14 protein-coding genes are annotated in these 15043 nt (G+C 49.0%); 3 read left to right on the top strand and 11 right to left on the bottom strand.

Features of this window, described 5'->3' with window-relative positions; genetic code table 11:
* The first annotated feature begins 17 nt into the window (after positions 1-17).
* Genes EV209_RS08800 through EV209_RS08790 form a run of 3 tightly spaced genes read left to right on the top strand, consistent with a single transcriptional unit; the run spans position 18 to position 2305 of the window.
* Complete coding sequence (locus tag EV209_RS08800) at positions 18-1427, top strand: ABC transporter permease (protein WP_130435093.1); 1410 nt, start codon at positions 18-20, stop codon at positions 1425-1427.
* A 10-nt stretch (positions 1428-1437) separates the two neighbouring features.
* On the top strand, positions 1438-2103 hold the full coding sequence (locus EV209_RS08795) for an ABC transporter ATP-binding protein (protein WP_130435092.1): 666 nt from the start codon (positions 1438-1440) through the stop codon (positions 2101-2103).
* Positions 2104-2110: 7 nt separating this feature from the next.
* Complete coding sequence (locus EV209_RS08790; RefSeq protein ID WP_130435091.1) at positions 2111-2305, top strand: DUF4368 domain-containing protein; 195 nt, start codon at positions 2111-2113, stop codon at positions 2303-2305.
* Here the strand turns inward: EV209_RS08790 and ptsP are convergent.
* The 11 genes from ptsP to nrdD all read right to left on the bottom strand — a co-directional run bounded on the left by ptsP (position 2286) and on the right by nrdD (position 14800).
* The gene (gene ptsP / locus EV209_RS08785; RefSeq protein WP_130435090.1) at positions 2286-3902 is read right to left on the bottom strand and encodes a phosphoenolpyruvate--protein phosphotransferase; all 1617 of its coding nucleotides are present in this window, start codon (positions 3900-3902) and stop codon (positions 2286-2288) included. The genes EV209_RS08790 and ptsP overlap by 20 nt on opposite strands.
* A gap of 26 nt (positions 3903-3928) precedes the next feature.
* A complete protein-coding gene (locus EV209_RS08780) occupies positions 3929-4186 on the bottom strand; it encodes an HPr family phosphocarrier protein (RefSeq protein ID WP_130435089.1) in 258 nt (85 codons plus the stop codon).
* Between the two features lie 9 nt (positions 4187-4195).
* The gene (locus EV209_RS08775; RefSeq protein ID WP_130435088.1) at positions 4196-4945 is read right to left on the bottom strand and encodes a DeoR/GlpR family DNA-binding transcription regulator; all 750 of its coding nucleotides are present in this window, start codon (positions 4943-4945) and stop codon (positions 4196-4198) included.
* 63 nt (positions 4946-5008) lie between these two features.
* Positions 5009-6910: a PTS fructose transporter subunit IIABC gene (locus EV209_RS08770; RefSeq protein ID WP_130435087.1), complete on the bottom strand. Its 1902-nt coding sequence runs from the start codon at positions 6908-6910 to the stop codon at positions 5009-5011.
* Complete coding sequence (gene pfkB, locus EV209_RS08765; RefSeq protein WP_130435086.1) at positions 6907-7830, bottom strand: 1-phosphofructokinase; 924 nt, start codon at positions 7828-7830, stop codon at positions 6907-6909. The genes EV209_RS08770 and pfkB overlap by 4 nt, the downstream gene beginning before the upstream one ends.
* Positions 7831-8090: 260 nt before the next feature.
* Positions 8091-8822, bottom strand: coding sequence for an ABC transporter permease (locus EV209_RS08760; protein ID WP_130435085.1), 732 nt, complete (start codon positions 8820-8822; stop codon positions 8091-8093).
* Positions 8819-9547 (bottom strand): ABC transporter ATP-binding protein, encoded by a 729-nt coding sequence (locus tag EV209_RS08755; protein ID WP_130435084.1) that lies wholly within the window; start codon positions 9545-9547, stop codon positions 8819-8821. Before EV209_RS08755 ends, EV209_RS08760 begins: the two co-directional genes overlap by 4 nt.
* Positions 9548-10117, bottom strand: a complete 570-nt coding sequence (locus EV209_RS08750) for a TetR/AcrR family transcriptional regulator (RefSeq protein WP_130435083.1) — start codon at positions 10115-10117, stop codon at positions 9548-9550.
* A 211-nt stretch (positions 10118-10328) separates the two neighbouring features.
* Complete coding sequence (locus EV209_RS08745) at positions 10329-11513, bottom strand: trigger factor (protein ID WP_130435082.1); 1185 nt, start codon at positions 11511-11513, stop codon at positions 10329-10331.
* A gap of 135 nt (positions 11514-11648) precedes the next feature.
* Positions 11649-12449: a putative ABC transporter permease gene (locus EV209_RS08740; RefSeq protein ID WP_130435081.1), complete on the bottom strand. Its 801-nt coding sequence runs from the start codon at positions 12447-12449 to the stop codon at positions 11649-11651.
* Between the two features lie 215 nt (positions 12450-12664).
* The gene (nrdD, locus tag EV209_RS08735) at positions 12665-14800 is read right to left on the bottom strand and encodes an anaerobic ribonucleoside-triphosphate reductase (protein ID WP_130435080.1); all 2136 of its coding nucleotides are present in this window, start codon (positions 14798-14800) and stop codon (positions 12665-12667) included.
* Positions 14801-15043 lie beyond the last annotated feature (243 nt).

Raw genomic sequence — 15043 nt, 5'->3', positions numbered from 1 at the left:
AAAAGGAGTTTATGTGTATGTATATTTTAAAAAATGCCTTGAAAAATATTGGCAGGAACAAGGGCAGAAATATCCTGCTCGGTATTATTATTTTTGTGTTGATACTTTCCACAACCGCTGCACTTGTTATTAATTCCACCACAAAAGGAATTATTGACGACTATAAGACTCGGTTCGGTTCAAAAATTACGCTCAGCGTGGATTTTGATAAGCTGATGTCCGAACAAAAACCCAACGCTGATGGTATACTTGCATTTCCAGAAGCGCCGGTAATCAGTTCAGAACAATATATGTCATTTGCGGAATCAGAGTATTTGAAATCTTATCATATGGATATGCTTGCCGGTGTTGCCTTGGAAGAGCTGGAAGCCGTCGATGAAAAAGCAAACGATGTAATGGCAGGCAGTATTGGCGGCAGTGCTGATGATGAATACATAAGCCCAGAAGCAAAACTGCTTGGTTATTCTGATACAAATAATTTGCCTGATTTTACGGACGGACTTCGCAAAATCATTGAGGGAAGTTTATTTAAGAATAAAAATGAATGTTTAATCAGTTCGGATTTTGCAGATCTAAACGGTCTAAAGACAGGCGATAGCTTTGTAGTGAAAGATACTGCAAGCAAAAAGAACGTCATGCTGACGGTAGCGGGGGTTTACGCCGACGCTACCAAAGCTTCGGACGTGCCGCAAGGTTCATTTTCTTTAGAGGGTTCTTATGGAAACCGCCGAAATGAAATCCTTGTGGGGCTAGAAACGATGACAGCGAATTTTAGTGTGAATGACTTGAGTGTTAATGCTGAATACGAATTAAAAACCCCTGATTTAGTGAAAGATTTTGAAAAGGAACTGCGTGAAAAAGGATTACCTGCGGTTTACAATGTCGAAACAGATGAGGCCAATTACAATAAAATTGTAGCGCCGGTTGTCGGATTGTCAAAAATATCCATGGCCTTTATGTGGGTGATTTTAGTTGTCGGCGGTATTATCCTGCTGTTTATTACCTCTATGGCAATCAGGGAGCGCAAGTATGAAATCGGCGTTCTGCGAGCAATGGGGATGAAGAAATCAAAGGTTGCAATAATGCTTGTTATCGAAACAGTAATGATTACGGTGCTGTGCCTAGGAGCAGGTTTGGGAATCGGCAGTGCGCTTTCTCAGCCGATTGCAGATTCCCTGATAGCGGGACAGGTAAAAGCTGTAGAAAATCAGCCGACACAGAACGGAAGCATAAACGGCGCAATCAGTATTGGCGGCGCAGGAGAACCCGACATAGAGCCTTTGAAAGAAATTGATGTATCGCTGACTCCTGAAACTGCTCTGCAAATTATGTTGATTGCTTTAGCTTTGGCGCTTTTGTCCTCTTCCACAGGGGTAATCTTTATAACGAAATATGAGCCAACGAAAATTCTATGGGAGAGAAACTGAGGTGAACACGATGAGCGTATTATCACTTGAAAATATAACCTATAAATATGAGGGTACCGCAAAGCAGGTTTTAAAAAATATATCAATGGATTTTGAACCGGGAAAGGTCTATGTGATTATGGGAAAATCAGGAGCAGGTAAAAGCACCGTCCTCTCTCTGATTTCTGGTCTTGACCTTCCAACAAGCGGTAATATTTCATTTAATGGAAAAAGCCTAAAGCAGCTTGACCGTGACGATTACCGTGCAAAAAGTATCGGTTTAGTATTTCAAGGCTATAATCTGCTGACGAATGCAACAGCTCTTGAAAATATCGTCTTATCAATGAGTATCAGCAAAAGCGTAGAAAAGAGCAAAAAGCAGTTTGCGCTCACACTCCTGCGAAAGGTGGGAATAGATGAAGAAACGGCGAACAGGAAAATTTTGAAGCTGTCGGGGGGCGAGCAGCAGCGTGTGGGAATCGCCCGAGCCCTTTCCCACAACCCCGATATCCTCATTGCAGACGAGCCAACGGGAAATCTGGATGGCGATACGGAAAAGAATATTATGGAAATCTTGCAGAAACTGGCGCATGAGGAAAACAAATGTGTAATCGTAGTTACACATTCCAAGCATGTTTCCAAATATGCAGACGAGCTTTGGGGACTCAATCAGGGAAATCTGGTCTTTGTGAAATGAACATACAATGGAGAGTTATATCGAAACCGAAACGGACAAGACCGAAAGCCTACAAAATTTCATTGATAAGGTAAAGAAGATTACCGAACTCAAGGAGCTCACTCCCGAACTGATACAAAAACCCTTGGGGCACCTTCCTTACAGAGGGTGCCCCAAGGCTGCGCCGATTTTACAAACCAACACTATTCCATTTCCCGGATAATTTTCCTCACCGGCAGAATGAAGGAAGGGGACACTGACAATTCATCCACCCCCATTTTAACAAAGATTTCTGTCATAGAGGTATCTGCGCCCAGTTCTCCGCAGATTCCGGCCCATATTCCTTCTTTATGAGCATTTTCCACCACCATACGGATCAGGCGGAGCACCGCCTCGTGATGGGGATCATAAAACTGTTCCAGCCTGGAATTCTGGCGGTCAATAGCCAGCGTATACTGTGTGAGATCATTTGTTCCGATGCTGAAGAAATCCACTTCCTTCGCCAGCCGGTCGCTGATCAACGCGGCAGCAGGCGTCTCAATCATGATTCCCTGCTCCACCTGCCCTATGGGAATTCCCTGGGCCTGCAGCTCTTCCCGGACCTCCCCCGCTATCCTTCGTATCCTTCTCACCTCGTCCACTGAAATGATCATGGGATACATCACAGCAATATTCCCATAGGCGCTGGCGCGGTACAAAGCGCGCAGCTGAGTCCTGAAAATTTCCGGGCGGTCCAGGCAGATGCGGATTGCCCGATATCCCATAGCCGGGTTCTCCTCGTGCTCCATATGAAAATACCCCACCTGTTTATCAGCCCCAATATCCAGCGTCCTGATAATCACTTTTTTGCCTGCCATGTTCTGCGCCACAGTCTTGTAGATCTGAAATTGTTCTTCTTCCGTAGGATACCGGTCCTTTTCCAGATAAATAAATTCACTGCGGAACAGCCCGATCCCCGCCGCGTCATTCTGAAGCACAGACGCCAGATCAGAAAGGCTGCCGATATTGGCGTAAAGCTTTACGGTCCTGCCGCTTTTGGTTATGGTTTCTTTTCCCTTCAATTCTTTGAGCATCGCCCGCTTATCCAGCTCCTGGTCCCGCTGCTTTTCATATTTTTTCAGGGTTTCTTCATCCGGGTCCACCAGAAGAATACCTTGTTTTCCGTCTACAATCCCCATCTTCCCGTCAATTTCCGGCTCATAATCCACCCCGATCAAAGCAGGCAGGTTCATAGTGCGGGCCAGAATCGCTGTATGGGAATTGGAAGAACCGTATCGTGTAACAAAGGCCAGAAGCCTGCTCTTATCCAGCTGTACTGTTTCGCTGGGAGCCAGATCCTCAGCTACCAGGATCACCGGTCCTTCCGACTCCGGCAGGGCGTCTCTGGCGCCTGAAAGAATCCGCACCAGCCGTTCGGATATGTCTTTCACGTCCGCCGCCCGCGCCTGCATATAATCATCTTCCATGGCCGCAAACATGGCTGCAAAATTATCCCCTGTGGAAGCCACTGCGTATTCCGCATTCACCTCCTGGGTTTCAATGATATTCCGTACGGAATCCATATAATCTTCATCCTGCAGCATCATCTGATGCACCTCAAAAACCGCGGCTCCGGATTCACCCACTTCCTGTACTGCCTTCTCATACAGTCCGGCCAGCTGGGCATTCGCTTCATCTCTGGCCGCCTCTGCCCTGGCAGTCTCTGCCGCCGTATTTTCTACATGAACCCGTTTAATGCTCTGGTCCTCTTTATGAAATACAGAAATGCGGCCTACCGCGATTCCTGCGAACACTGCTTTCCCTGTGTAAATCCCCTTCATCCAGCTACCTCCGCCAACCGTCCGGCTTACAGATTCTGTTCCAGAAATTCCCGGATCTTCTCTGCATCCTCCGCTTCTTTTTCCCCTTCTACCGCCACAGACATCTCCTCGCCGCATTTGATACCCAATCCCATGACAGCAAAAATTTTTCTTGCGTCGCCTTTTTTATTTCCTTTTCCCAGAGTCACCGTACTGGACAGGCCGGAAGCCAGCTTTACCAGCTGCCCGGCAGGCCTTGCATGAATTCCCATCTCGTCCTTAATCACATAAGTAAACGTAATCATATCTGCCTCCTATATCAATATCACATTGTCAAAATTCTTTAGCGGCTGCCCCGCTTCCCGGGCCAGAATCACTTCTGCAGACGAAAAGCTCCCGAAGGTGACCAGGGATATTGCCGATACTTTTGAAGAATCCCCCAGCACATAGCACTTTCTGCACTGTTTCATTGCAGCCTGCTTCATCCGCGCCTCCCGGCTGTCCGGCGTAGTGAACCCGGCAGAGGGATCAATCCCGTTCGTACCCCAGAATCCTTTTGTAAACCAGTATTTTTTCAAATTATCTATGGCTTCCTCACCCACAAGAGCCTCTGTCAGCCCTTTTAACTCTCCGCCGGGCAGCAGCACACGGTATCCTTTTCCTGCCAGTTTGCGCGCATGCATTATCCCATTTGTGACAAATACCACCTGGTCCGCAGGGACTTTCAGATAATCAATCAGATAACCGGTGGTGGTACCGGCATCCAGAAAGACAAAATCATCCGGGCCGATCAAAGAAGCCGCATACTTCGCCGCCTGTTTTTTCTCCTCCTGATTGAGCTCTGAACGGACTGTCACATCAGAGTCCCGAAGGGCGCTGTTCATCTCCAGGGCGATAGCTCCTCCGTGCACCTTTACCAGAAGCCCCTTTTGGGCCAGCAGGTTCAGATCCCGCCGCAGCGTGGCCTCAGACGCGCCGGTAAGGCCGATCAGCTTCTGTACCGTCACGCTTCCCGTTTCATTTATTATTCTTAATATTTCTTCACATCTCTCTTCTGCAAGCATTTCGGGTTCCTCCTTTTGCCTTCATTATGCCGATTCCGGAAGCAAAAGTCAAACCATTTCCGCTCAGGCCCTGTTTCTTTTCAGCAGTCCCAGCACCAGGGCGCTGACAAGTGTTCCCGCCACCAACGCTGCCAGATACATCAGGGCATTGCCCACTACCGGAAACACGAAGATGCCGCCGTGAGGCGCCATTAGTGTGCAGCCCATCGCCATGGACAGGGCGCCGGCCAGCCCCGAACCCAGCACGCAGGAAGGAATGACCCGCAGCGGGTCAGAAGCTGCAAAAGGAATCGCTCCTTCAGTAATAAAGGCCAGGCCCATGATAAAATTAGTGGGGCCGGATTTTCGTTCTTCTGCTGTAAATTTCCTTTTGAAAAGCAGCGTGGCCAACGCAATCGCACAGGGCGGAACCATGCCGCCGATCATCACAGCCGCCATAATGTTATAGTTTCCGGCAGCAATAGAAGCGGTTCCGAATACATAGGCAGCTTTATTAAACGGGCCGCCCATATCAATAGCCATCATGCCTGCCAGCACAAAGCCCAAAAGCACTGCGCTGGTATTGTTCATGGCGGAAAGCCCCTGGTTCAGCATGGTATTCAGCGCGCCGATGGGCGGTTCGATCAGAAAATTCATGATCAAGCCAATAAACAGCACCCCCAGCAGCGGATAGAGAAGCACCGGCTTGAGGCCGTCCAGCCCCTTTGGCAGCCTGGAGAAAATTTTCTTCAGCAGCTGCATCAGGTACCCGGCAATAAAACCTGCGGCCAGCGCGCCCAGGAAACCGGAAGTCCCGGTGGATGCGATGGCGCCGCCCACGAAGCCAATCGCCAGTCCCGGACGGTCCGCGATACTTTCCCCGATGAATCCCGCCAGCACAGGGAGCATGAACCCAAACGCCACATTGCCCAGATTTTTGAAAAACGCCGCCATAGGTGTGATCGTACCAAAATTTGCTCGTTCTGCTTCGGACAGAGCTGCCATATCCACGCTCAGCCCGTCAATCAGAAAAGCGATGGCGATCAGGATTCCGCCTCCCACAACAAAAGGCAGCATATGGGAGACGCCGTTCATCAAATGCTTATAAAGCCGGTGGCCGGAACTTTCCTTTCCTTCACTTTCCCCTGCGCTCTCCCCGGAGGAATGATAGACAGCAGCCTCTTTGCTGACTGCCTTTCGGATCAGTTCTTCCGGCCTGCTGATCCCTGCTGATACCTGACAGACAACAGTTCTTTTTCCATCGAAGCGGTCCATGGGAACCTTGGTATCCGCTGCCACAATAATCCCGTCAGCAGTGCGGATATCTTCTTCCGTCAGCACATTTTTGGCTCCTCCGGAACCCCTTGTTTCCACTTTAACTTCATAGCCCAGCTCCCTGGCCTTCTTCTCAATGCTCTCCGCAGCCATATAAGTATGGGCAATGCCTGTGGGGCAGGCAGTGACTGCCACGATTTTTTTCCTGTTTTCTGCACGGGCCGGCTCCGTTTCCCCAGCCTCTTCCGCCTCTCTCCGGGATTCGGCCGCTTCTATGGTCTGGAGAAATTCTTCCCTGCTGCCTGCTGCTTTCAGCTTCTGTGTAAACCCTTCGTCCATCAGCAAAACAGAAAGTCTGCTGAGCACATCCAGGTGAACGTTATCTTTCGTATTGGGAGCCGCGATCAGGAACAAAATCTCCACTGGTTCTCCGTCCAGGGCGTCAAAATCCACGCCGCCTTTCACCACCATAGCCGCCAGTCCCGGAGCCTTTACCGCGCTGCTTTTCCCATGGGGAATGGCAATCCCTCCGCCCACGCCTGTGGTGCCCTCCTCCTCACGGGAAAATACTGTGTCGCGGTAAACCTTTCTGTCAGAAATATTTCCCCGCTTCACCATCAGGTCCACCATTTGTTCCAGCACTTCCTGCTTGCCGGACGCCTTCCCGTTCAGGTCCACGCTCTCTATTGAAAGCAGGTCTGTAATCTTCATTTTTTTCCTCCTATCCCACGCAGGCTCTTTAAAACCCGCTGCACTTCCGGCTTTTCCGCCAGCTGCTCTGAAAAGGCGCTGGCGCTCCCGGCTGCAATTCCCATATAAAAAGCGTCCTCATAATTCTGCTTTTCCAGATACCCGGCAAGAAAACCGGCTACCATGGAATCTCCCGCGCCCACAGAATTCACCACTTTTCCTTCCGGCGCGGGGCTTTCATAAACCGTCCCGTCTTCTGCCGCCAGCAGCGCTCCGTCTCCCGCCATGGAAACCAGCACATTCCCGGCCCCCATATCCTGCAATTTCAGCGCGCAGTCACGGATTTCCGATTTATCTCTAAGCTTCTTTCCAAAAAGCTCCTCCAGCTCGTGATGATTGGGTTTGATTAAAAAAGGATGAAATTGCAGCACATTAACCAGAAGTTCTCCGGTTGCATCCACTACAGCTTTCACTTTTTCAGACGCCAGCCGTTTTAATATATCGCTGTAAATTGTGTCTGGGAGCGTATTTGGGATGCTTCCGGCCAGCACCAGGATATCGTCTTTTTTCAGCAGTTCCAGCTTTTCATACAGCCTCTGCAGCGCTTGCCCGCTGATCTCAGGGCCTCTGCCGTTAATTTCACTTTCTTCATCAGACCGGATCTTCAGATTGATACGGGACCACCCTGTTTCCACCGGTATAAAATCCGCTTTGCAGCCTGCCTGGATCACCCGTTTTTCAATTTCCTCCCCCGTAAATCCCGCGATAAACCCCAGCGCTGTACTTTCCACTCCCAGATGATTCAGAACAATGGACACATTAATTCCTTTTCCTCCAGGAAAAAGCAGTTCTCTTTCTGTTCTGTTTACCGTTCCCAGTTTAAGCTGTTTCACATTTACAATGTAGTCCAGAGACGGATTAAAGGTCACAGTATAAATCATGGAATCACCTCCTTTTGATTGTTTTTGATTGATATTATTTTATAAGATTATAATACAATCATTTTCAATCAAAGTCAATCATTTTGTTTCAAAATCCTTCACAATATTTGTGCCCCCAAATTATACATTTTATACAATGCTATAGCAGCATCGTTCCTTTCCGCTGAAACAAAAACGTCCAAACCCGCAGAAACGCAGGCTTGAACGCATGATACGTATAGATACAGTTCTCTTTTGCATACAGCATGTCTTTTAGACTTTCAGTTATGTTTCATTTTATGGGTGAATACAAAAATTGCCGCTGCGCCTGTGACCGCCGCATACCCCAACACCCACCACAAGTGAGGTAAAATGCCGCTGAAATCCCCTGCTATTACAGCCCGTTCCAGCTCTACGGCGTGTACAAACGGAAGGGCGTCCGCGATTTTCTGAAACGTCCCGCCCACCAGTTCCAGATCAAACCAAGTGCCGGAAAGCCAGGCAGCCAGATTGGTGAGCAGCGCCCCGCAGATTCCGCCTACCTGTTTATCATTAAATATGCTGCCGCAGAGCAGTCCCAGCGCAATAAAGAAAAAGGCGGAAGGCATCCCAAGCAAAACTGCCCAGACAATATTAGCCGAAACTTCCAGCCCCAGGCACACAGCCGCCATAAAACAGACCAGACTTTGAGCGGCCGCGATCGGAAGCATCGGCAATATATATCCCAATATATAGTCTTTTGCTTTCAACGGCGTAGCGTACAGACGCTGAAGCAGCGCCCCGGAGCGGTCTTTTGAAACCAATGTGGCTGAAAATAGAGTCATGAAGGAGAAACCAAATACTGCTATGCCCGGTGACAGCCTTTCAATCGCGAATAAACTTACAGGGATATTGGCCTGTATGACGGTCAGCAGCAGGAGAACTGCCACAGGAAAGCCAATGCCGAAGGCCGCATTCAGAGGGTCCCTGAGAATTTCTTTTTCGGTTCGTTGATAAAATGTCAGCAGTCTCATTGTTTCTCCTCCTTTACGAGCCTGATAAATGCCTCTTCGAATTTATCCGTACCTGCACGGGCTTTCATTTCGCCGGGTGTTCCTGTAAATAAAAGCCTGCCGTTTTTCATCACCCCGACGCGGTCTGAAAGGGATTCGGCCTCTTCCATATAATGGGTGGTCAGAATCACTGTGGTTTCTCCTTTCAGAGAACGGATCATCTCCCACAAATCGCTTCTTGCCAGGACGTCCAGCCCCAATGTGGGCTCATCCAGATACAGAATTTGGGGCTGGGAAATTAACGCCATAGCAATGCTCAGCCTGCGCTGCCACCCTCCGGAAAGTTTTTTTGCCTTTTTACCTGCAATCTGGTCTAAATCAAACCTGGCGCTCAGCTCTTTTGTTTTTTGTCCGGCCTTTTCTCTGGAAAAACTGTGGACTCCGGCCATGAGTTCCAGATTTTCTTTTACTGTCAGGTTAGGGGCCACAGCTGTTTCCTGGGGGGAAACAGCGATCATATTTTTTACCGCCTGGCTGTCTGAAAGAATACTTTTGCCATAGAGAAAGGCGTTTCCCGATGTGGGCCGGGTCAGACAGGACAACATTTTGATCGTCGTGGTTTTTCCCGCTCCATTCACTCCTAACAGGGAAAAGATTTCCCCCTCCCTGACTGACAGATTCAGCCCGTCCACTGCTGTCAGGCCCTTGTATTTTTTCGTAAGATCGCAGGTTTCAATCGCATCCATTTAATTTTTCTCCTTCTTCTGATATCGCTCTCTCATGCCCTGGTAAGCGTCCGTCATCATTTCACTGATCATCTCCCAGTCCCAGTCCAGGTATGACGTGGCCACCATTACGGCTATGCCATGCACATAGATCCACATTTCCAGGTGAAACATGTATGCCGCGTCCTGGCTGATTCCCATGTTCGATGCCACCAGTTCCAACAGACCGGCAATACTCTCCCGGTCTTCCCTGACCTCTTCTCCGGTGCGGTCCCGCATAAACAGCAGCCGGAACAGTTCTTTTTCCTCTTTTGCAAACCGGATATAAGCCATACCGCTGGCCTTATACGGAGGGTATGCAGGATCTTTCATCCCTTTTTCCAGATACCTCTGATACAGCCGGTCTGCCGCCTGCAGCACGTCTTCCTGCAGATCTTCCATAGAGCTATAGTTGCTGAAAACCGGCTGGGTGGAACAGGACAGTTTTTTTGCCAATGCCCTGGCATTCAGCGCTCCCATTCCATTTTCCCGGACAATTTCCAGCGCAGCCTCAATAATATCTTCCTTTGTTATTTTTTTCTTCGGCGGCATACCGCACCTCCATATATATCAAAAGTTATATAACTATTGTTATATTAACACGTTACTAAGCCTTTGTCAATAGTATGGGTCTTATAACGAAAAATGGGACAATAAAAATGACAGATCCCCTCCTTACTGGTTCGTCCAGTAAAGAGAAGACCTGTCAAGGCCATACCGTTTTATCATTCCGGCGCATGCGCCATATTATTTTCTATCAGCCTTACTTTGCCGCCAGGGTAGTCGTCTCGGCTTCTGTTTCTTCCGGCTCATTCAGTTCCGCTTTCTCCAGCATGAAATCCTGAACCTTCTGCTGCAGCATATAACTTCTCAGATATTCTTCTGAGTACTGCTCAAAAAATGCGTCTTTGTCATAGTGGCCGGAAATCTCCATAAAGTAGGAAATACGGCTCTCATATTCCTCGTCAGAAAGCGCAATTCCTTCCTTATCCGCAATCGCCTGGGCTATCATCGGCTTGGCAGTGTCATTCTTGGCATACATGTCCACTGTCGCATCGAACTCTTCCCTTGTGATTCCCATGCCCTGGCTTAAAAGCTGATCCATGGTCATGCCGTTAGCCTGCGCCAGCTGCTCATAAAAGCTGGTCATGCGCTCTGTATAGTCCTTAATCTTATCTTCGGGATATTCTTTCACCTGGCAGGTTTTAATATAGGCATCCCACATCTCCTGAGTCATCAGGGAATGCGCCAGATCTTCTCTCGCAGCGTTCTCCCAGGCCTCCAGAGAATCATAATCCGTATATTCCTTTACCAGCTCATCCGTCAGCTCAGATGGAGTAAAAATGATCTTATTCAGGGTGATCGTGAATACAGCCTCTTTGCCTGCAAGGTCAGGATTATTGGAATAAGTGTCGGGGAATTTTGCAGTCACATCCTTGGTTTCTCCCAGCTCCATGCCAATAATTCCATCTTCAAATCCGGGGATCATACTTCCGGAACCCAGCACCAGATCATCCGTGCTGCCTGTTCCGCCGTCAAACTTCACGCCGTCTAATGCGCCGGAAAAATCGACCGCTACCATATCCCCCTCTTCAGCGGGCCGGTTTGTAATTTCCTCACTGTGAGAGGCCAGGAAATTGTTCTTTCTGTTTGTCAGCGTATTTGCCTCAATATCCTCCGGCGTCACCCTGAGCACTTTCAGTCCGGTATACTCAGCCAGCGCCAGCTGGTCGTTTTCCAGCGCAACTTTCTCCGGAGCGGTTTCTGCGGGTACCGGAATCGTGCTCTCTGTGGGAGCCGCACTGCTTTCCCCCTGTTCCGCCTGGGTATTGCTCTCCGTGGAAGCTGCACTGCTGTCTCCCTGTCCCTCCTGATTATCCTTGCCGCAGGCGGCCATGCCTGCCGTCAGAGCCAGACAAAGGGCCAGCGCTAAAATCTTTTTTCTCATGATAAACCTCTCTTTTCTTCATAAATGCCGCTGTACTTCCTTCTGCCGCGGCTCCTGTCATCTTATCATAATTTGCAGCAAATATCAAATCCCAATCACTATTTTCACAAAAAATTCACAGGAACCGGCTCCGGCTTAATGTTTCTTTCCCGGTTCCGGCGCGGGAGGATGTTTGGGAGGCATATATTGATCAATCTCCTCAGGCTTTGGCGGTTTCTCTTCCTCCACCACCTTCACCTTGGTGAAAATGCTTTCCAGAAGGTCATCCGGATATTTTTCATCCAAATATACAGAAAATATGTCCGTCCGCTCTATTCCGTCCCGCCGTTCGCTCTGACGTTTTACAGCCATAATGGACAAAACTGCGTCAGCAGCCATCATCCAGATTAGAATCTGGATCGCCAGCCTTCCTCCGCGCAGCGGTAGCCGCCGCAGCGTGCGGCAGATCCAGGGATATGCATATCGGATATATACGGTTCCCAGGACTCCCCAGCCCAGGGCAAACCAGAGGCTGGTCCTGCCGCCGATACTGTATTTCTGATGGGCATAGTTCCAGGAGTATGTACCAAACACCACTTCCTGCATATAAGAGCAGAAATATTCAAATGCGCCTCCCAGCACTGCGCTGACAAAAAAAGTGACCAGCTTATTGGAATCCCTGACTTTATACAGGCAGAGCGTAACCAGCACCGCCCCCACCCCATATATGGGGCTGAAAGGGCCGTACAGCAGCCCCTGTCTGTTATAAAACCCATGATAAATTATAAAGTACCAGATTGTTTCCAAAACAACGCCAAACACACTGCCAATCACAAAAACCCAGGCCAGAATATACCAGCTGATTCTGTTCGCCGCCCCTGTATCCACATCCTGACCGACGGGTCTGGGATTCACCTGTTCCGCCATTTTCCACCTCAATTCCTGTCTGTACAACATACCCTGCCCAGCAGAAAAAGTCCGGCGAGCCGGACTTTCGCGGCCATATTTCCTTGCGCCGCAGTGCGAGCAAATACACAACGGCGGCCTGCAATCAAGCTATTGACCCAGCACCGCCGCGTTTATCTTATTATATCGTACGTTTACAGAAAATCAACTGATTTCAGAAATATTTAAGGATTTTGCCCTCTTGCCTGCCGGATCTTCAGCCGCGGCTACATGGAAACCCTGTCTGCAATTTCCGCCATCTTTGCGGCATTCAGCCTTGTATCCCCATGGACCCGGCTGTAGGACAGGTATCCGTTCATCCGGTCAATTTTTGTCAGGTTTCTTGATCCGCACACAGGGCAAACATCCATTTCCAGCTCCTGATGGCCGCAGTCGTCGCAATATGCCAAAGAGAGATTCACCCCTTCATAGTAACCCAGATCCATCGCTCTGTAGATCAGACTCTTGATGGCATCCACATTGTAATCAATGGGATAGCGGACATACTGGATTTTGCCTCCGTTGCACAGCTCCCAGAATCTGCCCTCCAGATCCTGCTTCTGGATAGGAGTCAGTTCCTCAGTCACATGGCAGTGAAAACTATTGCTCACATATGGCCGGTCAGAAACATTTTCCACAATCCCGTATTTCTTCCGGAACTGCTCTACCTGAAGGCCGCACAGAGATTCCGCGGGCGTCCCGTAGATCGCATAAAGAATCCCGTCTTTTTCTTTATAATCCGTCACTTTTTTATTGATATACTCCATCACATCCAGGGCAAACGCTCCGTCCTCCGCGATGGATTTGCCATTGTACAGTTCCTGCAGCTCATTGAGCGCTGTGATGCCGAAAGAAGCGGTCATCGGCCTGAGAATAGGTTTGATTTTATCTGTAGGCTTCAGATGGCCGCCATAGAAGCCGCCCTCACAGTAACCCAGAGGATTGGTGGAAGCGCGCATCTCTCCCAGATAATCGTAGGTCCTGATATGGAGGTTGCGGATCATCTCCAGATAATAATCCAACACCTCATAGAAATCCCGGTTTTCCGCCCTGGATTTGGCCAGAATCATAGGCAGATGCAGGCTCACAGCCCCAATATTAAAACGCCCTGTAAATACCGGCACATCGTTCTCATCCGCAGGATACATCCCGCCCCTCTCATACCAGGGGCTCAAAAAAGCCCGGCACCCCATGGGGCTGATCACCTTTCCATAGCGCTGGTACATGCTGGAAATATACCCCTTCCCGCTCATGGACAGCCAGTCAGGATACATAGTTCTGGCGGAACATGCGATTCCCGCTTCAAACACATCTTCACACGCTCCGCCCGGGCCGTGAATTTTCTTGTCAAAAAGAAATACTATTTTCGGAAACAGTACAGGTTTCTTGTTTCCCGGCCTGCCCTGCCCTTCCTTATGGACATTCAGCAGGGATATGGAGGCCATCTTTGCAAAACGTCCTGTTCCCAGGCCAAGGGTCACGGTTACAAAGGGATAATCCCCCCTGGAAGACCCCACAGTATTCAGCTTATATTCAATCCCCTGCCACCCCTGGTCGAAATCGCGGCGCACCTTTGCCATGGCGTACTGTTCCGCGCGCTCCTCCACGCCCTCCCAGGAAGGGTCGGCAAATTTTCTGAATTCCTCCTGATATTTTACATAGCTCTTCTCCGCATAGGGTTCCAGAATCTTATCTGCTTCCGGCACTGTAAAGCCGCCATACTGCTGCGCTGCCGTGCTCAGAATAATATCCCCCATCACATCAAAGGCCGTATCCAGGGTTTTCGGCTCATTATACCAGACATTGCCCATTTCAAACCCGCCCTTCAGGACATTAGCCACGTCAAACAGACAGCAGTTCATGGTATCCAGCCGGGCAGACTGGTCATGGATATAGATATATCCGTCCTTGCAGGCCTGGAGCTCGTTCCGGTTCATGAAAAATTTGCGGTACAGCTCTTTATTCAGCTCATTAAAAATCAGGCTTCTTTTGGTCGCAACCAGAGCGCTGTCCGTGTTGGCATTGCTCTTGTCCCCGATATAGCGGATGGACTGGCTCTTGGTATACACCTCGTCCATCATATGGATGAAGTCCTTTTTGTAATTCCGGTAATCGCGGTAGCTCTTGGCCACCGACGGGTTCACCTTTTCCAGCGCTCCCTCCACAATATTGTGCATATCCTGGATGCTGATCACTTCCTGTCCCAGAGACATCGCCTTATCCTGGGCGAACTTGCAGATAAACGAAATTTCTTCTTCTGTAAAATGATACAGAATACGGGAAGCCGACTTATTCACAGCACGGACAATTTTCTCCACATTAAATTCTTCTTTTGTTCCATCTTTCTTAATTACATATACCATATTCCTTCTCCTGACTAGATATAGTGTTCTCCCCGCACTATTTAACAACATATTGTTATCGTATTTCACAGTATACCCCTTCTCCCCGAAATTGTAAAGAGCTTTGCTGCAAATTTTATTTTCAATATTTTGCGGAAAAGGGTTGACAGACCGGAAAAGCTCTGTTATGATACAGCCAATTTCATACCAGCATTGCTGGAACCTAAAAGCTGTGACAAGAACCAGTAGCGATGCAGTTTTGTC

Origin of the sequence: Cuneatibacter caecimuris (assembly GCF_004216775.1) — a bacterium.
In the GTDB taxonomy this organism is placed as follows: Bacteria; Bacillota; Clostridia; order Lachnospirales; family Lachnospiraceae; genus Cuneatibacter; species Cuneatibacter caecimuris.
This window is presented reverse-complemented; position numbering and strand designations above follow the sequence as displayed.